This is a genomic window from Streptomyces achromogenes, from assembly GCF_030816715.1.
In the GTDB taxonomy this organism is placed as follows: domain Bacteria; phylum Actinomycetota; class Actinomycetes; order Streptomycetales; family Streptomycetaceae; genus Streptomyces; species Streptomyces achromogenes_A.
Window position 1 is genome coordinate 6,992,043 of record NZ_JAUSYH010000001.1, and the last position, 21,532, is coordinate 7,013,574.

Here is a 21,532-nt window from a genome sequence, read left to right on the forward strand (position 1 = left end):
CTCGGGATGCGCAGGGGCGCTTCCCGAGCATCCCCCGGCACGTCGTCGCCCTTTCTGATGGCCTGTCCGGCCCTGTTGCACCCGCGGTGAAGAGGGACTGTCGGCCCTGTTGGAGATGACCATCGGCCGCCGCGCCGACCACCGCCGCCGGTGGATGCTGACGGCGACCGAACCGGAGGTGTCCCGTGCACGACCACCATGTCGACCGCCCTCGAGGCCGATTCCACCGCTGTCGCTCGTGGTGGGTGCCGCGCACGGTCCGGTCCGGTCACCGTCCGGCCGCCCGCCTCGTCTGCCCTGACTCCAGGGCGGCCGGACACAGCCCCAAGGCGCTGGGAAGGGCCGTGCGATGAGCGCCGCCGCCCACGCCATCCGCCGCCAGCGGCACGACGCGGCCGACCGGCCCTTCATCGTCATCTGGGAGTCCACCCGCGCCTGCCCGCTGGCTTGCCGTCACTGCCGCGCCGAGGCCGTGCCCGACCGCGACCCGCGGGAGCTGGACACCGCCGCCGCCAAGGACCTGTTGGACCAGGTGGCCGCTTTCGGGCAGCCCGCCCCGCTGTTCGTGATCACGGGCGGTGACCCGTTCCAGCGCCCCGACCTGATCGAACTCATCGCTTACGGCGGGGAGATCGGGGTCCGGGTGGCCGTGTCCCCCTCCGGTACGCCGACGCTCACCGAGGAGCGGCTGCGGGCCGTGCACGCCGCCGGCGCGACCGGCCTCTCGCTCAGCCTGGACGGCTCCACCGCCGAACTCCACGACGACTTCCGCGGCGTGCCCGGGGTGTTTCGCTGGACCCTGGACGCCTGGGACACCGCCCGCGCCCGGGGGATGAAGGTGCAGATCAACACCACGGTCGCCCGGCACAACCTGCACGACCTCCCCGACATCGTCCGCCTCGTCGCCGAGCACGGCGCGATGCTGTGGAGCGCGTTCTTCCTGGTCCCCACCGGCCGCGGCCGCACCCTCGGCGCACTGACCGCCGACGAGGTCGAGGACGTCCTCAACTTCGTCTACGACGTGGGCCTGACCGTCCCCGCCAAGACCACAGAGGCCCACCACTTCCGCCGCGTCGCCCTGCAACGCCAGGTCCTCGCCGACGTCGGCGACGACCATGTGGCGGTGCTCGGACTCGGGCGGCTCTACCAGGAGTTGCGCGAGCGGGCCGCCGCCCTGGGCCTGGATGCCGCCACGCGCCGGGTACGGCGACCGCCGCTGGACGTCAACGCGGGCCGCGGCTTCGTCTTCGTCTCGCACACCGGCACCGTGCATCCCAGCGGCTTCCTGCCGCTGAGCGCGGGAAGCGTGCGCAAGACTCCGCTGACATCGATCTACCGGACCTCACCGCTGTTCACCGGCCTGCGGGCCGCCGACATGCTGGGCGGCCGCTGCGGGCAGTGCGAGTTCCGCCGCGTGTGCGGCGGCTCGCGCTCCCGCGCCTACGGCGTCACCGGCGACCCGTTCGCCGAGGAGCCATGGTGCGGTTACGTCCCCGGTTCCTTCCCGCACCAGCGGGAACTGGCCGCGCTGCTGTCCCGCGGCGGGGGCGCGGAACCGCCGGTTCGTCGAGGTCCGACCGCCGCCGAGGGTGGCAAGGAGCACCGTGTACAGCAATAACGATGACCCGGCCGTGGGCGGTGGCAGCCCGCCCAGCAGGTTCAAGGCGTCCGGCCTGCGCAGCCGCCATCTGGCCGCCCATGTCCTGGTGGCGGCCTGGGTGGTGCTCGCGCTGCTGGCGGCGAGCGCCCAGCAGACACTGCCGGTTGCCCGCTGGCTGGCCATCCACCTGTTCCTGCTCGGCGCCGCCACCACCGCCATCGTGGTGTGGAGCGAGCACTTCGCCGTCGCCATGCTCCACGCCCCGCTGCCCGACCGGCGGTGGAACAACGCTCGGCTGGCCGGTGTCAACACCGGGACCCTGGGCGTCCTCACCGGCGTGTGGGCCGACCTGCCCGTCCTGACCGGTGCCGGGTGCGCGCTGCTGGTCACCGCGGCCACCGCACACCTGGTGGTGCTGGTTCGCATGGGCCGGGGCGCGCTGGGCGGACGGCTCGCCCCGATCGCGGACTACTACCGGGCCGCCGCGGCGGCACTGATCGTCGGCGCGGTCCTGGGCTGGCTGCTGGCCACCGGCAACGTCGGCCCGCAGCAGTACACCGGCCTGAAGCTGGCCCACGTGCACGTCACGCTCCTCGGCTGGATCGGGCTGCCCGTGCTGGGCACGCTGTTCATGCTGTGGCCCACCGTGCTGGGCGTGCGCATGGCCGAGCGCACCACCCGGCTTGCACGCCGGGTGCTGGCACTGACCGGGGGCGGCCTGCTGACCGCCGTTGCCGGACTGGCGGCCGGCCTTCGCGTCCCCGCCGTATTCGGCGTTGCCCTCTACGCGGTCGGCGTCGCCGTCGCGGTGCAGCTGTTCGCCCGTACGGTGCGCAGGCGGCCCGCGATCTCGGCGGCAGCCGCGTGGATGCTGGCAGCCGCTGCGGGATGGCTGCTCGTCGGCGTGGTCGTGGACCTGGCACTCCTGGCCGCGCGGCCGCTCGCCGCGGTACGGGACGACATCGGGTCCCTGGTCCCGGTGCTGCTCGTCGGGCTCGTCGCACAGGTCCTCATCGGGGCCCTCACCTACCTGCTGCCCATCGTGCTCGCCAGTGGCCCCAAGGAACGGGCCGCACTGCGGGCGGTGCTCGAGCGGGGCTGGATGCCGCGCCTCGCCACGCTCAATCTCGGCGTGGCGCTGCTCGCGCTTCCGCTTCCCAGCCCATCCGGTACGGCGGGCATCCTGCTGGCTGGAGCGGCCGGGGCCGTGTTCCTCGCCCTGGCGGTTCGCGTGCTGGTCCGCAGCGCACGGGGTGTCCTCCAAGATACGGAGAAGGCGGGTGCAGCGCGGCGCCCCGTCCTGTGGGGCACCGCCGCAGGAGCCGTACTGATCGTGCTGGCCGTGCTCGTGGCGAACAGCGGCGGGAACACCGACGGCCCTCCCCTCGCCGCCGGGACGGCAGGCGCAGGCGCAGGCACCGGCACCACCCGCACGGTCTCCGTCACCCTGTTCGACATGCGCATCCACCCGGCCTGGATCGAGGTCACCGCGGGCACCGCCCTGAAGCTGAAGGTCACCAACACCGACGCCCAGCGCCACGACCTCAAGGTCGAGGACGGCCCCACCACCCCGATGCTCGCCAAGGGCCACACCCGCACACTCGACCTCGGACCCGTCACCAAGAACCGCGAGGCGTGGTGCACTCTGCCGGGCCACCGGGCGGCCGGGATGACGATGGACATCGTCGTCACGGGCTCCACCGACGATGCCGGCGCGCACGAGGGCCACTCCATGACCGCCACCACCGACGGCGGCCTGGACCTCTCCGCCGACTTCTCCACCGGATGGCAGCCACGCGACGCCGACCTGGCCCCCGCGCCCGGCGGAACCGTCCACAAGATCGAACTGCACGCCGGGCACACCCAGATCGAAGTCGCCCCGGGTGTAAGGCAGCAGATGTGGACCTTCGGCGGCACCGCACCCGGCCCCACCCTGCACGGCAAGGTCGGCGACGTCTTCGAGGTCACCCTCGTCAACGACGACACCGCCATGGGCCACGGCATCGACTTCCACGCCGGCTCCCTCGCCCCCGACCAGCCCATGCGCACCATCCAGCCCGGCAAACGGCTGGTCTACCGCTTCCGCGCCGACAAGGCCGGGGCATGGTTGTACCACTGCAGCACCGCACCCATGCTCCAGCACATGGGCAATGGCATGTACGGCGCAGTGATCATCGACCCGCCCGGCCTGGCCAAGGCCGATCACGAGTACGTGCTGGTCTCCTCCGAGCTCTACCTCGGTACACCGGGCAGCACCGCCCAGGTGACGAAGATGCGCCAGAACACCCCGGACGCCTGGGTGTTCAACGGCGTCGCCAACCAGTACACCCAGCGGCCCCTGACGGTGAGGGACGGCGAGCGGGCCCGCTTCTGGGTCGTCGCAGCCGGCCCCAGCGACGGCATCGCCTTCCACATCGTCGGAACCGTCTTCGACACCGTGTACAAGGAGGGCGGCTACCTGCTCAAGCCCCATCAGGCGGGGGGATCGCAGGTGCTGGACCTGGCTACAGGCCAGGGCGGGTTCGTCGAGACGACGTTCCCGGCGGCCGGCCACTACGCGTTCGTCGACCACGACATGCGCCATGCCGAGGCCGGCGCGCACGGCATGGTGGAGGTGAGCGGCTGATGGACACCGTCGGCTGGTGGTCCCTGGTGCGGTTCGCGCACGTGGCCGGCGCCGCTCTCTGGGTCGGCGGCCAACTGGCCCTGACCCTGGTGATTTTGCCGCTGGCCCGCCATCTGCTCGCCCCGGAGGCCAAGGACCGCTTCACCGCGGCCGCCGGCCGCCGCTTCGGCATGCTGACCGGGGCGCTGTTCCTTCCCGCACAACTGGCCACCGGCTGGGCCATGGCCTGGCACCGGGGCGTCACCTGGGCCTCCCTCGCCGAACCCGGCTACGGCCGCACCCTGGCGACCAAACTCGCCCTGTTCGCCGTGGTGATGCTCGCCGCGGCCGGACACGGAATCGCCCACGCCAAGGGCCGCGCCGACCTGGCCCGCATCCTGGCGGTGGTCTCCCTCGTCGGCTCGCTCGGCGTCGTACTCCTGGCCACCGCCCTGCCCGCCACCTGACCCGCGGCCACGACGAAGAGATAGAGGAGGCATCATGCGCACCCGATCCCGGCTGGACGCCGCCACCGTGGAGTCGCTCCTGGCGGCGGCCGTGGCGGCCCCGTCGATCCACAACACCCAGCCCTGGCGCTTCCGCCTGGACCCCGACCACCAGGTACTGGAGGTGCACTCGACGCCGGAGCGCACCTTGCCGCTGGCCGACCCGATGCACCGCGCCCAGTACCTGTCCGTGGGCGCGGCGGTCCTCAATCTCCGGCTCGCCGCCGTCCACCAGGGCCGGCGACCAGAGGTGAGACTGCTGCCGGATCCACGCCGACCAGGGCTGCTGGCCACCGTACGACTGGCTGAACCACTCGGCGCAGACGACCAATGGGCGGACCCCGGGCTCTACGAGGCGATCGCGCGGCGGCACACCAGCCGGAAGCCGTTCACCGGCCGACCCGTGCCCGAGCCGATCGTGGCGGAGATGACGGCAGCCGCGCATGCCGCGGGAGCGCGGCTGCACGTGCCGGACATCGCCGGAACTCGGCGGCTGCTGCGTCTGACTGCGGCGGCCGAGGCACGCAATCACGCCCACCCGGACCGCACCGCCGAAACCCTCTCCTGGATCAACGCCCCAGGAGCAAATGCCCCCTACGGCATGCCCGTCGCCGCCCTCGGCCCGCCCGACGCGGCAGGTCGGATGCCGATGCGGGACTTCACGGCCGCGCTCCCCACTCTCCGCCTGCCCGCCCTGTGGTTCGAACGCCACGTTCAACTGGCCTTGCTGTGGACGGGTCACGACCGGCGTGAGGACTGGCTGCGGGCGGGCCAGGCCCTGCAGTACGTCCTGCTGACGGCGACCGCACGAGGGCTGCGCACCTCGCTCCTGCACCAGGTCATGGAATGGCCCGACCTGCGGGCTGCGACAGCGCTCCCGCAGCACAAGCGGTGCCATCCGCAGCTACTGATCCGCTTCGGCTACGGCCCCGACGGCGCCCGCACGCCGCGCGCGCCCGCACACTCCGCGGCCCGCCCCGCGGCACCACCCGCAGCCGATACGCAGACGAGCTGAACGCTGCGGTCTCGCGGACCTCAACCCAGGGGACGTGGCGGACAGACCACTCCTGTCCGCCGCAAGGAGGGCCCGTCAGCCTTCGTCGGGGATGCCCCGCGCTCGCGGGGCCGGTCGACGTCGTCGGCACAGACAGGAAGATTCCGGGGCACCGGCCCGGTCACCAGGCCGCGTTCGCTCGCCGGGGCGAGGCCACCAGCCGCACGCCGTACCGCTCTGCGTCGTACACCAGTTGAAGACGGACACGATCTCGATGTCGCAGCCGCCGCAGGACCCCGCGTCGACGCAGCGCACCTGCACCTGGACCACCGGACTCCCATCCCTTCGGCGGCACGTCACCCTCCGGGTGATGTGCCGTGGGGCGGGTTCGGCCACCTCGCCGGTGTCCGGCTCTTGCGTGACAGGCACAGGAACCGTCCCGGACACGGTCAGGACTCGCCGGCGGGCGCCCCACAGGCACCCACGCGACCGGAGTTACGTCATTCGCCAAGTGAAGCGACCGCCTCCCGCACCACAGAGCGCTGTCAACTCGCGGGAGGAGGACGCCACTTGCGGGCGGTCGTTACGACTGCTTTTCAGCCTGAGTCCGGACGGCCTGCAGGTCGGCGAGCAGCTCGGCCTGTCCGGCGAGTACGCCGGACAGGATGGTGCGCGCGACCCTCAGCAGCTCGGCGACCTGCGGGCTGGTCAGCGAGTAGTACACGGTCGAACCTTCCCTCCGGGTCACCACCAGGTTCGCCCGGCGCAGCACCGCGAGCTGCTGCGACAGGTGGGCCGGCTCGACCCCCACCTCCGGCAGCATCTCCGCCACCGCGTGCTCACGCTCGCTCAACAGCTCAAGGACCCGGATCCGCACGGGATGCCCCAGCGTCTTGAAGAACTCGGCCTTCAGTTGATACAGCGGCGTACTCATCGTGCCGGCTCCTCCCCGGCGAAGCGGCACGGCCGTACCGGCCGGTCCTCGGCGCATCGCATCCACCCACTCGTCACACACATGTGGCCCATCCTCGTCTCCGGCAGAGGCCACGCCGAATCCGCGCACGAGCACCGAGAAATTCAGCGGTGACGAACTCGACAATTGCCGAGATTTCCAACTCCCTACGTGTCGCAGCGATCGAGAGGAACGGGAGAAGGCCGCCGCACTCTCCGCGTGCCATTCCGGAGCGCGGCTGTCGTCGCCGTCGCAGCGTGGCCCGTCGCGCGGAACGCCCGACAGTCCCTGCTCCCTCTCGCCGGCCCGTCATCTGCGCCGGGTCCATTCGCTCGCGTCGTCTCCGGTCGGCCACCCAGTCGTCCGCCACTCATGGCGGCCCTCCGGCGGCTCGCCGTGCAGTGTGCGGTGTGCCGCGAGCGCGCCGGCCAGGTCCGCGTGCACGGGGACAGTCGGACAGTCCCCACAGGGAACGAGGGACCCGTCGGCGGGGATCGCGACCAGTTCCAGGTGGCGGCCCGCTTCGGTGAGACGCCGCGCGGCCTCGGTGATGGCGAGCTGCCCCTCGGTCGACCAGCCGCGCAGCTCGGTCAGGTCGACGATGACCGGACCGCTGCCGCGTCCCACCACCCAGCCGATGGCACCGGCGAAGCGGCGAGCGGCGTCCGGGCCCAGGTATCCGGAGACGGACAGGATGCAGCGTTCCCGCTCGACGGTATAGCGCCACTCGATGGTCATGGTCGTCAACTTCCTTGTGTGGCCGTTCTGTTCGGTCAGAGTGGAAGGGTGATCCAGATGCTTTTGCCCTTGCCGTCGGCGTCGCCCCGGACCACCGCGGTGCCGCCCAGGCCGAGCGTGAGCTCCATGACGGTGGCCAGGCCGCCGGTCCCGGTGTCGGTGACCGTCGCGTACAGCGTCGGCTGGTAGGGGTGCCGGTCGTGCACGGCGAAGGCCAGACAGTCCGCGCCCGCCGCGTAGATGACCGTCACCTGTGGGGAGAGGGCCGCGGCGTGCCGGACGCTGTTGGTGACCAGCTCGCTGAGGATCAGCAGGGCTGGATCCACGGTGGGATGGCGCGGGTTTATGCCCCATTGGACCAGGGCCTGCTCGGCGGTCTGCCGGGCCGTCCGAACCGCTGACGGGATTGCCGCCAGCGTCAGCACGTGGCGGTGGGGAAGGGTTTCGAGCCGGGTGCTCATCGTGCCTGCACACGGGCGATACGGAATCCGCTCACTGTCTTGGGGCGGAGGCGCAGGGTGGCGTGTGCGGGATCGGTGATCACGTCGACCGGTCCGGCGACGGCGACCGTCCGGTCGGTGACGGTCGCCGTGCGGACCTCGTCCACGTGGGACGTCGCGGCGGCAACAGTGGGGCCGGGGTGGGCGGGCGCACCGCCATGCGGCCGTCCTTCCACGTGCGCATGCCGGGCGGGGCGACGGCCGACTCCCGCTGCGGGTACACCAGTCGCCCCCATGCGTTGTCCTCCGGCAGCCACCGGGCCTCGACACCGGGAGACCTCGACCATGGGCGGTGATGCGGGCGGAGTGCTCATCCGACGGTTTCCTCTGTTTCCTGGGTGCGGGGCCGGTGCGTCCGGGCGGGGAGCGACGGCAGGACACCGGCGCACTCCAGATGGGCGCGTGCGCCCTGGATCGCCGCCGGTGTGGTGGGGTACTCGCGCCCCCGCAGACCCAGCAGCTCCGACGCGCCGACGGAATCGAGGACCCGCCGCTGCTCGGGGCGTATTCCGGAGGTCATGACGACGATGCCGCGACGGTTGAGCTTCTCGACCACGTCCTTGAGGACGAGGGCGCCGGTGGCGTCGACGGTGGTGACCCGGGACATGCGCAGGATGATCACACGTACGTCGGCGACCTCCGCCAGCTCGAGGAGGAAGCGGTGGGCGGCGGCGAAGAACAGCGGGCCGTCGATGCGGTACGCCACGATGTGCTCGGCAAGAAGCGCGTGTTCCTCGGCGCTGTGGTCGCCGCGGTCGAGGGGCACCTGGTCCAGGCGGGCCTGCCCCGCCACCGCCCCCAGGGCCAGGGCCCCCGCGACGACAAGGCCGATGATCACCGCGTACACCAGATCGAGGGCGAGGGTCGCGACGGCGGTCAGGACAAGGATCAGCGCGTCCGAGCGGGTGGCCTTGGCCATCGCCCGCAGCGAGCCGACCTCGACCATGCGGATCGCCGTGGCCAGCAGCACACCCGCGAGCGCGGCGAGCGGGATTTTGGAGACGAGGGGCGCGGCAGCGAAGACGATCACAGCGAGGACCGCGGCGTGGGTGAGCGCGGCCAGCCGGGACCCGGCGCCGGTGCGGACGTTGACCGCGGTGCGGGCGATCGCGCCGGTCGCGGGTACGCCGCCGAACAGCGGCGCGGCGATGTTCGCCAGCCCCTGGCCGAACAGTTCACGGTCCGGATCGTGCTTCTGGCCCACCGTCATGCCGTCGGCGACGGAGGCCGACAGCAGCGACTCCAGCGCGGCCAGCGCCGCCACCACGAGCGCCGGAGCGAGCAGCGAGCCGAGCGCACCCGGGTCCAGGAACGCCAGGGAAGGCACGGGCAGGCCGGACGGCAGGTCGCCGATCGGCTTCGCCGCGTCCAGGCCGGCCACCTGGGCCACCAGAGTGGCCGTGATCACCGCGAGGATGGAGAAGGGGACCGTGGGCCGCAGGCGGGCACCGACGACCATGACGGCGGCTACCGCCAGGGCGAAGGCGACGGCGGTCCAGTTCGGGTTTCTCGTGAATTCCGCCAGGGCCCGCCAGGTCACCACGAGGACACGGTCGCCCTCGGGTTTGGGCACCCCGAGCGCGTTCGGGACCTGCTGCAGGCCGATCACGCAGGCGATGCCCAGTGTGAAGCCCTCGACGACGGGAGCCGGCACGTACTGCATGTACTTCCCGGCCCGCAGCAGGGCGAGCGCGACGAGCATCACTCCCGCCATCAGCCCCACTGTGAGCACACCGCCCTGCCCGTGCTCCGCGACGATCGGCACCAGCACGACCGTCATCGCGCCGGTCGGGCCGGACACCTGAAGACTGGACCCGCCGAACACCGCGGCGAGCGCACCGGCGACGACCGCGGTCGCCAGGCCGGCCTCGGCGCCGAGTCCGGAGGAGACGCCGAAACCGAGCGCGAGCGGCAGCGCGACGATCGCCACCGTGAGACCGGCCAGCAGATCACGGCGCGGATCGCGGCGCATCTCCGCGACATCCGTACGGCCGGGCAGCAATGCGGTGAGCCGGGCCCCGACCCGGCCGAACGAGATCCTCATCGCGCGACGACCTCGGCTTTCCGCAGCTCGGCTAGCAGCTCGTTCCGCCCGGCCAGCATCTCGGTCAGGATCCGGCGAGCGGCCCCCATCAGGTCGGCGACGTCCCCGCCGGCCAGTTCGTAGACCACAGTCGATCCCTCGCGTTCGGAGGTGACGATGCCGAAGCGTCGCAGCACCGCCAGCTGCTGCGACAGAGCGGAGGGCTCCACCTCGATCGCGGCCAGCAGATCACGTACCGGCATCGGCCCGTCCTGCAGCAGCTCCAGCACCCGTATCCGTACGGGATGTCCCAGCATGCGGAAGAACTCGGCCTTGGCCTGGTACAGCGGAACGGACACGGCAGGCCCCCTCTTTCCCCGGCAGAGCCTCCACCGGAGGCAAGCGAAGCTGCGCCCGCGTCATCTGCGAGAACAGTCAATGCAGCATCTAACGAATTGCAAGATTTTGCAATTACATAGGTGAGCATCCGTGGTCGCCGCATCCGAGGTCTGCCATGGGCCCCTGGGGCCATGGTTCTGTTCGCGGCGGATCCGCTCTGCTCGTCCCGCTCGTCCTTCGAGGCCCCATGGCCCGCTGCCAGGGGCCGGTCAACCCTCCTCTGAGCGCCGGTGACGGGGGAGGGTTGACGGATACGAGGGAGCGTTCGAAGGAGCCGAGATGCATACCCATAGCCGGGAAGTCGACGCCGAAGCCGTTCAGGCTCTGCTGGCCGCGGCGGTGGCGGCACCGTCGATCCACAACACCCAGCCCTGGCGGTTCCGCCTGGACCCTGACAGCCGGTCGATCGAGGTCCGTGCCGACCAGGGACGGGTGCTGCCGAGGGCCGACCCGGAGCGGCGGGCCCAGTGCCTGTCGGTGGGCGCGGCCGTTTTCAACCTCCGCTTGGCCGCGGCGCATCTGGGCTGGACCCCCGTCGTGCGGCTCCTCCCCGCCACGGACGATTCCGATCCGCTGGCCACGGTGCGACTGACGATCGCGCCCGTGGCCGACGGGCAGCCGTCCCAGGACGGTCTGTATGAGGCCATCGAGCGGCGCCACACGAGCCGGATGCCCTTCACCGGCCGGCCGGTGCCGGAGCCGATCGTGACGGAGATGATCACCGCCGCCCGCGCCGAGGGCGCGCACCTGGACGTCCCCGACATCATCGGGACCCGGCACCTGTTGCGCCTGACCCAGACGGCCGAGACCCGCAACGCGGGCCACCCGGACCGCACGGCCGAGACACGCACCTGGGTCACCGCCCCGGGAGCGGATACGTCCTACGGCATTCCCATGACAGCTCTGGGCCCGCGGGATGCGTCCGGGCGGATGCCGGTGCGGGACTTCACCCGTGAGCTGTCGGCGCCACACCTGCCCGCCCTGCGCTTCGAACGCCATGCCCAGGTGGCCCTGCTGTGGACCGCGCGCGACCGGCGGGAGGACTGGTTGAGGGCGGGCCAGGCCCTTCAGCGCGTGCTTCTCACGGCGACCCGGCGCGGGGTGCGCACCTCGATGCTGCACCAGGCGATGGAGTGGCCGGAACTGCGGGCGGCGATGGCCGGATCGAGGCAGCGTTGCTGCCCGCAGCTGCTGATCCGTTTGGGATATGGCCCGGACGGGGGCTGGACCCCCCGCGCGTCTGCGATCCCTGTGCCTGGTTCCGCCGCGGGGCCGGAGCCGGGGGCCCTCATGTGAAGGCTGACGCGAGGACGATACGAGGTCCGAGCCGACGGACTGCCTCCGCGCCGTCGGCTCGCGCCGTGCCCGCGCGACAGGCGTCAGAACCCGGCGGTCGCTGCGGGACACGGCTCACTGCGTGCCGCGCGCTCCCCTGAGCTCGCGTCCAGTGACCATCTCGGACTCGATCCGCACGAAGGCCGCGTCCTGCAGAGGCATCCAGGAGCTGGGGCCAGCCTGCGACAGGCGTTCGTGCTCGGCGGGGTCGGTCACCACGGTGGCCCGTCCGGTGACGACCACGCTCCAACCGGAGCGGGCGGCCGCGTCGAACTCGTCCGCCTCGAAGGCGACCACGACGCCGTCGATGGCACGTGCGAGGTCCGAGTCCGGCGAGGTGCACAGCAGGACGGAGGCGTCCGTGTCCAGGGAGAAGTTGATCGGCAGGACCGCGGGGAGTGCCTGCCGGGTGTACACCACACGGCCGACAGGCACCTTGGTCAGCAGGCGCAGGCACTCCTGTCGGTCGAGTGCGCGAAAGGCGTCGTTCTGGGACATCAGCCCAGGGTCCCCGCAGGTGCAGGGAGGCGGTAGGGCCGACCGGCCCTCCTTTTGAAGGATCCATCCCTACGGGAGCGCCGGCCGGGGCCGCTGTTTCGCGGGAGGCCGCGCCGGCAACCCGGTGCGCGGGGTGGTGGGAAGGGAGGGACGGCCGGACCGCCACCCAGGGCCTGTCTGCCCGTCGACAGGGACTCATGGCCCATCCCGTCGGTGAGCCCGGATGCGGACAGTGGTTAGCGGGACGCCGCCCGGCAGGCAAGGGACCTGCCGTGCCCGTGCGATCCCGGTGGCGCCGTACCACCAGGCAGAGGAAAGGGACGGACAACATGGTCCAGTCGTTGAAGTCGAAGAGCGGGAGCTCGCCGTCGGGTACTCCGGTGTCCGGCCGGGCGTGGCTGATGCTGGCTCTGGCCACGGTCGGTTTCGCTGTGAACTTCTGGGCGTGGGCGCTCCTGAGCCCCTTGGGCCCACGGTTCAAGGACGGCCTCGACCTGTCGTCGTTCCAGCAGTCGCTGCTGGTGGCAGTGCCCGTCGTGGTCGGCTCACTGGGCCGGATCCCGGTGGGCGCGCTGACCGACAGGTTCGGCGGCCGGATCATGTTCCCGATCGTGTCGGCAATCACCATCGTGCCGGTCCTCTACCTCGGCCTGGCCGGGCACTCCTCCCTCGCCGCACTGCTGATCGGCGGCTTCTTCCTCGGCATCGGCGGCACCGCCTTCGCCGTCGGCGTTCCCTTCGTCAACGCCTGGTTCCCGCCCGAGCGGCGCGGCCTTGCCATCGGCGTCTTCGGCGCCGGCATGGGCGGCACCGCCATCAGCGCCCTGACCACCGTCAAGCTGGTCGACGCCAACAGCATGAAGACCCCCTTCCTGATCACCGCCGTAGTCCTGGCCGTGTACGCGGTGGCCGCTGCGATGCTGCTGCGCGACGCGCCGGGACGCACGGTGCCGACCGAGCCGCTGGCCCGCCGCCTGGCCGCCACCGCACGCCTGGGCATCACTTGGCAGGCGTCCGCGCTGTACGCGGTCGCGTTCGGCGGCTACGTCGCCTTCTCCGTCTACCTGCCCACCTACCTCAAGACCGGCTACGGGCTGACCCAGGCGGACGCCGCGAACCGCATGGCGGGATTCGTGCTGCTGGCGGTCGCGATGCGTCCGATCGGCGGCTGGCTGTCGGACCGCGTGGGCCCGGTCCGGGTACTGGCCGGCGCGCTGACCGTGGTCGTGGCCGGAGCGGTCGTGCAGTCGTTCACCCCGGCGCTGGCCCCGGTGGGGACCATCGCCTTCCTGGCCATGGCCGGCGCGCTCGGCGCGGGCAGCGGGGCGACCTTCGCCCTGGTGGCCCTGCTGACCCCGGCGAACCAGGTCGGCTCGGTCACCGGCGTGGTCGGCGCCGCGGGCGGGCTCGGCGGCTTCCTGCCGCCGCTGGTGATGGGCTCGCTGTACGGCGAATACGGCTCCTACGCCATCGGTCTCGTCCTGCTCGCCATCGTTGCCGCCGCCGCGCTGGCCTTCACCCTCACCGGTGTCCGCACCGCAGCCGAGGGCGGCAAGCAGAAGCCGCGCACCGGCGGTCGACGCGCGCACCGCGCCGCCGGCACCACCGCGTAAGGCCGAGCGGACGCGATCAAGAGGACCAAGGACAGGAGAAGACCGGTGTGCGAGTACTGCGGATGCCAGTCGCTGGCGTCGATCGACGAGTTGACCCGTGAGCACGACGAGGTGGTCCGCCTGATCAGCCACCTCCGCCCCGCCCACCAGGAGGGCGGGGTGGCCCCGATGGCGGAGGTCGCCCGGAAGATCGTGGCCGTGCTCGGCCCGCACACCCAGGTCGAGGAGCACGGCCTGTTCCCCGCCCTGGCCGGGGACTTCCCCGAGCAGATCGCCGCCCTGGAGGCCGAGCACCGCCGCATCGAGTCGGTGCTCGAGGAGGCCGCCGACGGCGCGACGCCCTCGGATCCGGCCTGGCCGGACCGGCTGATGGAGGCGATGGCCCTGCTGCGCGACCACATCCTCAAGGAGCAGGACGGCGTCTTCCCAGCCGCACTCGCCAACCTGAGCACCGAGGAGTGGGAAGCAGTCGAGGCCGAACGCGCGAAGGCGGGGGGCGCGCTGGCCCGGCCGGCAGCCTGACCGCTGCGCCATCCCGCCCGTGTGGGAGCACACCGACCAGAGCCCGCACCCCCGCCCTTCCCGAGCGGGGGTGCGGGTGTAGCCGCCGGCATGGCATCAATGGCATCGAGGAGGCCGGGCAACCACCCCTACAAGCAGACGATCTTTACCGAGCCGCATGTTGTCCGTGGTGTGGCTGTTGACCCTCGGGTGGGCAGCGGTCGTAGAGTCGTGTGCGGCCGGAACCGATCACGATTCGAACGGGCCTGCGGTGCCCGGAGCGGAGTGGCACGGTGAGCGCGGAGACCAGCTCGGGACGAGCAGGCATGGACGGTGATCTGGCGGAGGCCCTGGTGCGCTCCCGCCGGTTCTTCACCCGGGCGGAGGTCTCCGAGGACCTGCGCACCCTGCACAAGAAGGGCGGCCGACAGGCGGACGAGTTCTACCGTGACCGCTGGTCGCACGACAAGGTGGTGCGTTCCACGCACGGCGTGAACTGCACCGGTTCCTGCTCGTGGAAGGTGTACGTCAAGGACGGCATCATCACCTGGGAGGCGCAGCAGACCGACTACCCCTCGGTCGGCCCGGACCGCCCCGAGTACGAGCCGCGCGGCTGCCCGCGCGGTGCGGCGTTCTCCTGGTACACCTACTCGCCGACGCGTGTGCGCTACCCGTACGTGCGCGGCGTGCTGCTGCAGATGTACCGCGAGGCGAAGGCCCGCCTTGGCGACCCGGTGACGGCCTGGGCCGACATCGTCTCCGACCCCGAACGCGCGCGCCGCTACAAGAAGGCGCGCGGCAGGGGCGGCCTGGTGCGGGCGAGCTGGGAGGAGGCGACCGAGATGGTCGCTGCCGCACATGTGCACACCATCAAGGAGTACGGCCCGGACCGGCTGGCGGGCTTCTCACCGATTCCCGCGATGTCGATGGTCTCGCACGCGGCAGGCGCCCGCTTCTACTCGCTGCTCGGCGGGGCGATGCTGTCCTTCTACGACTGGTACGCGGACCTCCCGGTGGCCTCGCCGCAGGTGTTCGGCGACCAGACCGACGTACCGGAGTCGGGGGACTGGTGGGACGCCGGCTACCTGATCATGTGGGGTTCCAATCTGCCGGTGACGCGCACGCCGGACGCGCACTGGATGGCCGAGGCCCGCTATCGCGGGCAGAAGGTCGTCGCGGTGGCGCCGGACTACGCGGACAACGTCAAGTTCGCCGACGAGTGGCTGCCCGCCCAGCCGGGCACCGACGGTGCCCTGGCGATGGCCATGGGGCACGTGATCCTCAAGGAGTTCTTCGTCGACCGGTCCACGCCGTACTTCACCGGTTACGTCAAGCAGTACACGGATCTGCCGTTCCTGGTCGCTCTCGATGAGGCCGAGGGCGAGCCGGGCGCCTACGTGCCGGGCAAGTTCCTGACCTCCGCCGACCTCGGGGGCGAGGCCGCAGAGGCCGAGCACGCGGAGTTCCGTACTGTGTTGCTGGATGCGACCACCGGGAGTCCGGTGGTGCCGAACGGCACGCTGGGGGACCGCTACGGCGAAGCCGGGGCCGGGAAGTGGAACCTCGACCTCGGCGACACCGACCCGCTGCTGTCCGCCGAGGGCGGCGGCGAGCCGCCGGTCGCCGTAGCCCTGCCCCGCTTCGACGCCCCCGACGGGGACGCGGCCCGGCTGCGGCGGGGGGTGCCGGTGCGACGGGTGGCCGGGCGCCTGGTGACCACGGTGTATGACCTGCTGCTGGCCCAGTACGGGGTAACCCGCGAGGGTTTGCCCGGCCGGTGGCCGTCCTCGTACGAGGACGCGGAGGAGCCGTACACCCCTGCCTGGCAGTCCGCCATCACCGGAGTGGACGCGGACCGGGCGGCACGTATCGCCCGGGAGTTCGCGGCCAACGCCGAGGAGTCCGGCGGCCGCTCGATGATCATCATGGGCGCGGGGACAAACCACTGGTTCCACTCCGACACCATCTACCGCGCGTTCCTGACCCTGACCACACTCACCGGCTGCCAGGGCGTCAACGGCGGCGGCTGGGCACACTACGTCGGCCAGGAGAAGGTCCGCCCGATCACCGGCTACTCGACGATCGCGACCGCCGCCGACTGGAACCGTCCGGCCCGGCAGATGATCCAGACCGCGTACTGGTACCTGCACGGCGACCAGTTCCGCTACGACCCGTTCTCCGCGGACACCCTCGCAGCGGCCGGCCCGGGCACGGGCGGCCCGTTCGCCGGCAGAACCACTGCGGATGTGATCGCACAGTCGGCACGGATGGGCTGGATGCCGTCGTATCCGACCTTCGATCGCAACCCCCTCGATCTGGCCGACGAGGCAGAGGCGGCAGGACGCGCCGTCGGCGAGCACGTAGTGGAGGAGCTCAAGGCGGGCCGGCTGGGCTTCGCGGGCGAAGACCCGGACGCCCCGGAGAACTTCCCACGGGTGCTGACCATCTGGCGGGCGAACCTGCTGGGCTCCTCGGCCAAAGGCAACGAGTACTTCCTCAAGCACCTGCTGGGCACCGACCACGCGGTCCGGGCCACCGAGGCACCGCCGGACGCCCGCCCACGGGATGTGGTGTGGCGGGAGGAGGCACCCGAGGGCAAGCTCGACCTGCTGCTGACGCTGGACTTCCGCATGACCAGCACCACGGTCTTCTCCGACGTGGTGTTGCCGGCCGCCACCTGGTACGAGAAGCACGACCTGTCCAGCACGGACATGCACCCCTTCGTGCACGCCTTCAACCCCGCGATCGCACCCCCGTGGCAGACCCGCACCGACTGGGACGCCTTCCACACCCTCGCGAAGGAGTTCAGCCGCCAGGCCGCCGACCACCTCGGCGTACGCAAGGACGTGGTCGCCGCCCCGCTGCTGCACGACACCCCGGACGAACTGGCCAACCCGCACGGGATCGTGCGGGACTGGAAGGCCGGGGAGTGCGAGCCCGTGCCCGGCCGCACCATGCCCAAGCTGATCACGGTGGAGCGTGATTACGGCGCGGTGGCCGAGAAGATGGGCGCGCTCGGCCCGCTGCTCGACACCCTCGGCGCCACCACCAAGGGCGTCACCTTCAAGCTCGAGCGGGAGCTGGAGTACCTGCGGCACAAGAACGGCACCGTGCGCGGCGGCGCAGCCGACGGACGGCCCTCGATCGCCCGCGACACGCACGCCTGCGAGGCGATCCTCGCCCTGTCCGGCACCACCAACGGGCACCTCGCTACCCAGGGCTTCCACACCGTGGAGGCGCGTACCGGGACCCGGCTCGCCGATCTGGCCGCCGAGCACGAGGGCAAGCAGATCACCTTCGCCGACACCCAGGCCGCCCCCGTCCCGGTCATCACCTCACCGGAGTGGTCCGGCTCGGAGACCGGCGGGCGCCGCTACTCACCGTTCACCGTCAACGTCGAACGCCTCAAGCCCTGGCACACCCTCACCGGCCGACAACACTTCTACCTCGACCACGACTGGATGACCGCCCTCGGTGAGCAACTGCCCGTGTACAGGCCCCCGTTGAACATGCACGCCCTGTTCGACGAGCCCCGCATCGGCGAGACGGGCGAACTCGGCGTGACAGTCCGCTACCTGACCCCGCACAACAAGTGGTCGATCCACTCCGAGTACCAGGACAACCTGTTCATGCTCTCCCTGTCCCGGGGCGGCCCGACGATCTGGATGAGCAAGGAGGACGCGGCGAAGATCGGCGTGCACGACAACGACTGGGTCGAGGCCGTCAACCGCAACGGTGTGGTCGCCGCCCGCGCGGTCGTGTCGCACCGCATGCCGGAAGGCACGGTCTACATGCACCACGCGCAGGACCGGCTCATCGACGTGCCGCGCACCGAGACGACGGGCCGTCGCGGCGGCATCCACAACTCGCTGACCCGGCTGCTGGTCAAGCCGACCCATCTGATCGGCGGCTACGCCCAGTTGACGTACGCCTTCAACTACCTCGGCCCGACCGGCAACCAGCGCGACGAGGTCACCGTCATCCGCCGCCGCAGCAACCAGGAGGTGACGTACTGATGCGCGTGATGGCCCAGATGGCGATGGTGATGAACCTCGACAAGTGCATCGGCTGCCACACCTGCTCGGTCACCTGCAAGCAGGCGTGGACCAACCGCACCGGCGTCGAGTACGTGTGGTTCAACAACGTCGAGACCCGGCCCGGCCAGGGCTATCCGCGCCGCTACGAGGATCAGGACACCTGGAAGGGCGGCTGGGAGGTCAACAAGCGCGGAAGGCTTGCCCTCAAGGCCGGCGGCCGGTTCAAGAAGCTGATCCAGATCTTCTCCAACCCCAAACTCCCTGCTCTTGACGACTACTACGAGCCCTGGACGTACGACTACGAGACCCTGACCAACGCCCCGCTGCAGGAGCACACCCCGGTCGCCCGCCCCAAGTCCCTGATCACCGGCAAGGACATGAAGATCTCCTGGTCGGCGAACTGGGACGACGATCTCGGCGGCTCGCCCGACCACGGCGACAAGGACGTGCTGCTGAACCAGGTGTCGGAGAAGATCAGGTTCGAGTTCGAGCAGACCTTCATGTTCTACCTGCCGAGGATCTGCGAGCACTGCCTCAATCCGTCCTGCGCGGCCTCCTGCCCCTCCGGCGCCATCTACAAGCGGGAGGAGGACGGCATCGTCCTGGTCGACCAGGACCGCTGCCGCGGCTGGCGTATGTGCGTGACCGGCTGCCCGTACAAGAAGGTGTACTTCAACCACCGCACCGGCAAGGCCGAGAAGTGCACCTTCTGCTTCCCGCGCGTCGAGGTCGGCCTGCCCACCGTCTGCTCCGAGACCTGTGTCGGCCGGCTGCGCTACATCGGCCTCGTCCTCTACGACGCCGACAAGGTCCTCGAAGCCGCCTCCACCCCCGTCGACACCGACCTCTACGAGGCCCAGCGCGGCGTCTTCCTCGACCCGAACGATCCCACGGTCGTGCGGGAGGCGGAGAAGGCCGGCATCCCCCGGGACTGGATCGAAGCCGCCCAGCGCTCCCCGATCCACGCCCTGATCAACACCTACCAGGTGGCGCTGCCGTTGCACCCGGAATACCGCACCATGCCGATGGTCTGGTACATCCCGCCGCTGTCCCCGGTGGTCGACGCCGTCCGCGACACCGGCGAGGATGCCGAGAACCACCGCAACCTCTTCGCCGCCGTCGACGCCCTGCGCATCCCCGTCGACTACCTCGCCCAGTTGTTCACCGCCGGCGATCCACAGCCGGTGGACGCGGTGCTGCGGCGACTGGCCGCCATGCGCGCGTACATGCGCGACATCAACCTCGGCCGCGAGCCGGACGCCTCCATCCCTGAGGCGGTCGGGATGGGTGAGGAGCAGATGTACGACATGTACCGGCTGCTGGCCCTGGCAAAGTACGACGAGCGGTACGTCATCCCGCCCGCCCACGCCGAACAGGCCCACAAACTCGAAGAACTCGCCACCGAGTGCAGCCTCGACTACGAGGGCGGCCCCGGCATGGGCGGCTCCGGCCCCTTCGGCGAAACCTCCGGCGGCGCCGCCCCGATCGCCGTGGAGAACTTCCACGCCCTGCGGGACCGGCAGACCTCCGACACCCCGGCCACCCCCACCGACAAGGCCACCCGCGTCAACCTCCTCAACTGGGACGGCAAAGGCTCCCCACCGGGCCTGTTCCCGGACCACCCATCGGGCGGCGGCAGCGGCGCCGGCGAGAACAACGGCGGGGAGGTCGAGCCGAAGCCATGAAAGCCCCGAAAAGGAAGACCACGCGCACAACCCCCACCGACCACTGGCACCCCGCCGCCTGGCAGGCCCAGTCCCTGCTGCTCGCCTACCCCGACGAACAGTTCGAGCGCCACCTGGCCCTGGCCGGCCGGGTCGCCGCCACCCTGCCGGAACCGGTCGCCCGGCCCTTGCTCCGGTTCACCGAACACGCCGAGCGGACCACCCCCGCCGACCTGGCCACCGCCTATGTGGCCACCTTCGACCACCGCAAACGCTGCTGCCCGTACCTGACGTACTACGCTCACGGCGACACCAGGAAGCGCGGCATCGGCCTGCTGCGGCTGAAGCAGACCTACGCCGCGGCCGGCTGGCAACTGGGCGATGACGAACTGCCCGACCACCTCGCCGTCGTCCTCGAATTCGCCGCCACCGACCCGGCCACCGGACACAGCCTGCTCACCGAACACCGCGCCGGCCTGGAACTCCTGCGCCTGGCCCTGAACGACGACGGCTCGCCCTGGGCCCACGTCCTGGACTCCGTCTCCGCCACCCTGCCCGCCCTCGCCGGCGACGACCGCGAAGCCGTCATGCGCCTGGCCGCCCAGGGCCCGCCCGAGGAACAGGTCGGCCTCGACCCGTACGCATCCCCCGTGTTCCTGCCCGACCCCGTCGTAGGAGGACCCCGATGACCGCACCGGCGCAGCCCCTCACCCTGGCGGCGGAGGCAGGCACCGGCGGCATCCTGCTCTGGGTCGTCCTGCCCTATGTCTCGCTCGCCGTCTTCGTCCTCGGCCACATCTGGCGCTACCGCTACGACAAGTTCGGCTGGACCACCCGCTCCTCCCAGCTGTACGAGAAGCGGCTGCTGCGCATCGGCAGCCCGCTGTTCCACTTCGGCATCCTCGTCGTGCTCCTCGGCCACATCGGCGGCCTGGTCATCCCCAAGAGCTGGACGGAGGCGGCCGGGATCAGCGAGCACACCTACCACATCGGCGCGGTCGTCCTCGGCACGATCGCGGGCGTCGCCACGCTCGGCGGGCTGGCCATCCTGATCTACCGGCGCCGCACCGTCGGCCCGGTCTTCTCCGCCACCACCCGCAACGACAAGGCCATGTACGTCTCCCTGACCCTGACCATCGTGCTCGGCCTGTCCGCCACGGTGGCCGCGAACGTCGTCGGCGGAGGGTACGACTACCGGGAGACCATCTCCCCGTGGTTCCGGTCGATCTTCTACTTCCAGCCCGACCCGGACCTGATGACAAGTGCCCCGGTGCTGTTCCAACTGCACGCGATCAGCGCCCTGCTGCTCTTCGCGGCATGGCCGTTCACCCGGCTCGTCCACATGCTCACCGCACCGCTGGGCTACCTGACCCGCCCCTACATCGTCTACCGCAGTCGCGACAGCCGGCTCGGCGCCCGTCCTCCACGCCGTGGCTGGGAGCGCGTGGGGTCATGAGCACCCGGTCCACCGCCCCGCGGCCTGGGCGCCCGCGACAGCACCGCGGGGTAGTGGCCTGAGTGGGGCCGCCACCGGTCTCCGGCTTGTCGGCAGAACCGCTGGACCGGA

Annotated in this window: 18 protein-coding genes; 11 read left to right on the plus strand and 7 right to left on the minus strand. The window is 71.2% G+C overall.

All coding sequences use genetic code 11. From position 1 onward, the window contains the following. The first annotated feature begins 349 nt into the window (after positions 1 to 349). Genes QF032_RS31145 through QF032_RS31160 form a run of 4 tightly spaced genes read left to right on the plus strand, consistent with a single transcriptional unit; the run spans position 350 to position 5,726 of the window. Complete coding sequence (locus QF032_RS31145) at positions 350 to 1,618, plus strand: TIGR04053 family radical SAM/SPASM domain-containing protein (RefSeq protein WP_307058446.1); 1,269 nt, start codon at positions 350 to 352, stop codon at positions 1,616 to 1,618. Continuing rightward, positions 1,605 to 4,226, plus strand: a complete 2,622-nt coding sequence (locus QF032_RS31150; protein WP_307058448.1) for a multicopper oxidase domain-containing protein — start codon at positions 1,605 to 1,607, stop codon at positions 4,224 to 4,226. The genes QF032_RS31145 and QF032_RS31150 overlap by 14 nt, the downstream gene beginning before the upstream one ends. Continuing rightward, complete coding sequence (locus tag QF032_RS31155) at positions 4,226 to 4,672, plus strand: hypothetical protein (RefSeq protein WP_307058450.1); 447 nt, start codon at positions 4,226 to 4,228, stop codon at positions 4,670 to 4,672. Before QF032_RS31150 ends, QF032_RS31155 begins: the two co-directional genes overlap by 1 nt. A 34-nt stretch (positions 4,673 to 4,706) precedes the next feature. After that, on the plus strand, positions 4,707 to 5,726 hold the full coding sequence (locus QF032_RS31160; protein WP_307058452.1) for an Acg family FMN-binding oxidoreductase: 1,020 nt from the start codon (positions 4,707 to 4,709) through the stop codon (positions 5,724 to 5,726). A 562-nt stretch (positions 5,727 to 6,288) separates the two neighbouring features. Here the strand turns inward: QF032_RS31160 and QF032_RS31165 are convergent. The 6 genes from QF032_RS31165 to QF032_RS31190 form a co-directional block, all read right to left on the minus strand. After that, positions 6,289 to 6,639 (minus strand): ArsR/SmtB family transcription factor, encoded by a 351-nt coding sequence (locus tag QF032_RS31165; protein ID WP_307058454.1) that lies wholly within the window; start codon positions 6,637 to 6,639, stop codon positions 6,289 to 6,291. Between the two features lie 327 nt (positions 6,640 to 6,966). After that, positions 6,967 to 7,395 carry an STAS domain-containing protein gene (locus QF032_RS31170; RefSeq protein WP_307058456.1) on the minus strand — a complete coding sequence of 143 codons (429 nt, stop codon included), beginning with the start codon at positions 7,393 to 7,395 and terminating at the stop codon, positions 6,967 to 6,969. Positions 7,396 to 7,430: 35 nt separating this feature from the next. Further along, the gene (locus QF032_RS31175) at positions 7,431 to 7,856 is read right to left on the minus strand and encodes an ATP-binding protein (protein ID WP_307058457.1); all 426 of its coding nucleotides are present in this window, start codon (positions 7,854 to 7,856) and stop codon (positions 7,431 to 7,433) included. Next, the gene (locus tag QF032_RS31180) at positions 7,853 to 8,071 is read right to left on the minus strand and encodes a hypothetical protein (RefSeq protein ID WP_307058459.1); all 219 of its coding nucleotides are present in this window, start codon (positions 8,069 to 8,071) and stop codon (positions 7,853 to 7,855) included. The genes QF032_RS31175 and QF032_RS31180 overlap by 4 nt, the downstream gene beginning before the upstream one ends. Before the next feature lie 134 nt (positions 8,072 to 8,205). Continuing rightward, the gene (locus QF032_RS31185; RefSeq protein WP_307058461.1) at positions 8,206 to 9,939 is read right to left on the minus strand and encodes a SulP family inorganic anion transporter; all 1,734 of its coding nucleotides are present in this window, start codon (positions 9,937 to 9,939) and stop codon (positions 8,206 to 8,208) included. Continuing rightward, positions 9,936 to 10,277, minus strand: a complete 342-nt coding sequence (locus tag QF032_RS31190; RefSeq protein WP_307058463.1) for an ArsR/SmtB family transcription factor — start codon at positions 10,275 to 10,277, stop codon at positions 9,936 to 9,938. The genes QF032_RS31185 and QF032_RS31190 overlap by 4 nt, the downstream gene beginning before the upstream one ends. A 319-nt stretch (positions 10,278 to 10,596) precedes the next feature. Here QF032_RS31190 and QF032_RS31195 point away from each other — a divergent pair, with 319 nt between their 5' ends. After that, entirely contained in the window at positions 10,597 to 11,613 is a 1,017-nt protein-coding gene (locus tag QF032_RS31195) for an Acg family FMN-binding oxidoreductase (RefSeq protein ID WP_307058466.1), read from the plus strand. Positions 11,614 to 11,727: 114 nt separating this feature from the next. On the opposite strand, the gene QF032_RS31200 is transcribed toward QF032_RS31195, so the two are convergent. Then, on the minus strand, positions 11,728 to 12,150 hold the full coding sequence (locus QF032_RS31200) for a pyridoxamine 5'-phosphate oxidase family protein (protein ID WP_307058468.1): 423 nt from the start codon (positions 12,148 to 12,150) through the stop codon (positions 11,728 to 11,730). A 401-nt stretch (positions 12,151 to 12,551) separates the two neighbouring features. Between QF032_RS31200 and QF032_RS31205 the strand changes: the two genes are divergently transcribed. The 6 genes from QF032_RS31205 to narI all read left to right on the plus strand — a co-directional run bounded on the left by QF032_RS31205 (position 12,552) and on the right by narI (position 21,421). Continuing rightward, positions 12,552 to 13,763: an MFS transporter gene (locus tag QF032_RS31205; RefSeq protein ID WP_307060438.1), complete on the plus strand. Its 1,212-nt coding sequence runs from the start codon at positions 12,552 to 12,554 to the stop codon at positions 13,761 to 13,763. 45 nt (positions 13,764 to 13,808) lie between these two features. Further along, complete coding sequence (locus tag QF032_RS31210; RefSeq protein WP_307058470.1) at positions 13,809 to 14,285, plus strand: hemerythrin domain-containing protein; 477 nt, start codon at positions 13,809 to 13,811, stop codon at positions 14,283 to 14,285. 305 nt (positions 14,286 to 14,590) lie between these two features. Next, the gene (locus tag QF032_RS31215) at positions 14,591 to 18,280 is read left to right on the plus strand and encodes a nitrate reductase subunit alpha (protein WP_307058472.1); all 3,690 of its coding nucleotides are present in this window, start codon (positions 14,591 to 14,593) and stop codon (positions 18,278 to 18,280) included. Next, positions 18,280 to 19,986 (plus strand): nitrate reductase subunit beta, encoded by a 1,707-nt coding sequence (gene narH, locus QF032_RS31220; RefSeq protein ID WP_307058474.1) that lies wholly within the window; start codon positions 18,280 to 18,282, stop codon positions 19,984 to 19,986. The genes QF032_RS31215 and narH overlap by 1 nt, the downstream gene beginning before the upstream one ends. Beyond that, entirely contained in the window at positions 19,983 to 20,654 is a 672-nt protein-coding gene (gene narJ, locus QF032_RS31225) for a nitrate reductase molybdenum cofactor assembly chaperone (RefSeq protein ID WP_307058476.1), read from the plus strand. The genes narH and narJ overlap by 4 nt, the downstream gene beginning before the upstream one ends. Continuing rightward, positions 20,651 to 21,421: a respiratory nitrate reductase subunit gamma gene (narI, locus tag QF032_RS31230; protein ID WP_307058478.1), complete on the plus strand. Its 771-nt coding sequence runs from the start codon at positions 20,651 to 20,653 to the stop codon at positions 21,419 to 21,421. The genes narJ and narI overlap by 4 nt, the downstream gene beginning before the upstream one ends. Positions 21,422 to 21,532: the final 111 nt, after the last annotated feature.

Excerpts from the sequence above, each read along its gene's own strand:
- QF032_RS31145 (WP_307058446.1), top strand. The coding sequence starts at position 350 with ATGAGCGCCGCCGCCCACGCCATCCGCCGCCAGCGGCACGACGCGGCC.
- QF032_RS31155 (WP_307058450.1), top strand. The coding sequence starts at position 4,226 with ATGGACACCGTCGGCTGGTGGTCCCTGGTGCGGTTCGCGCACGTGGCC.
- QF032_RS31160 (WP_307058452.1), top strand. The coding sequence starts at position 4,707 with ATGCGCACCCGATCCCGGCTGGACGCCGCCACCGTGGAGTCGCTCCTG.
- QF032_RS31165 (WP_307058454.1), bottom strand. The coding sequence starts at position 6,639 with ATGAGTACGCCGCTGTATCAACTGAAGGCCGAGTTCTTCAAGACGCTG.
- QF032_RS31170 (WP_307058456.1), bottom strand. The coding sequence starts at position 7,395 with ATGACCATCGAGTGGCGCTATACCGTCGAGCGGGAACGCTGCATCCTG.
- QF032_RS31175 (WP_307058457.1), bottom strand. The coding sequence starts at position 7,856 with ATGAGCACCCGGCTCGAAACCCTTCCCCACCGCCACGTGCTGACGCTG.
- QF032_RS31185 (WP_307058461.1), bottom strand. The coding sequence starts at position 9,939 with ATGAGGATCTCGTTCGGCCGGGTCGGGGCCCGGCTCACCGCATTGCTG.
- QF032_RS31195 (WP_307058466.1), top strand. The coding sequence starts at position 10,597 with ATGCATACCCATAGCCGGGAAGTCGACGCCGAAGCCGTTCAGGCTCTG.
- QF032_RS31200 (WP_307058468.1), bottom strand. The coding sequence starts at position 12,150 with ATGTCCCAGAACGACGCCTTTCGCGCACTCGACCGACAGGAGTGCCTG.
- QF032_RS31205 (WP_307060438.1), top strand. The coding sequence starts at position 12,552 with ATGCTGGCTCTGGCCACGGTCGGTTTCGCTGTGAACTTCTGGGCGTGG.
- QF032_RS31215 (WP_307058472.1), top strand. The coding sequence starts at position 14,591 with ATGGACGGTGATCTGGCGGAGGCCCTGGTGCGCTCCCGCCGGTTCTTC.
- narH (WP_307058474.1), top strand. The coding sequence starts at position 18,280 with ATGCGCGTGATGGCCCAGATGGCGATGGTGATGAACCTCGACAAGTGC.
- narJ (WP_307058476.1), top strand. The coding sequence starts at position 19,983 with ATGAAAGCCCCGAAAAGGAAGACCACGCGCACAACCCCCACCGACCAC.
- narI (WP_307058478.1), top strand. The coding sequence starts at position 20,651 with ATGACCGCACCGGCGCAGCCCCTCACCCTGGCGGCGGAGGCAGGCACC.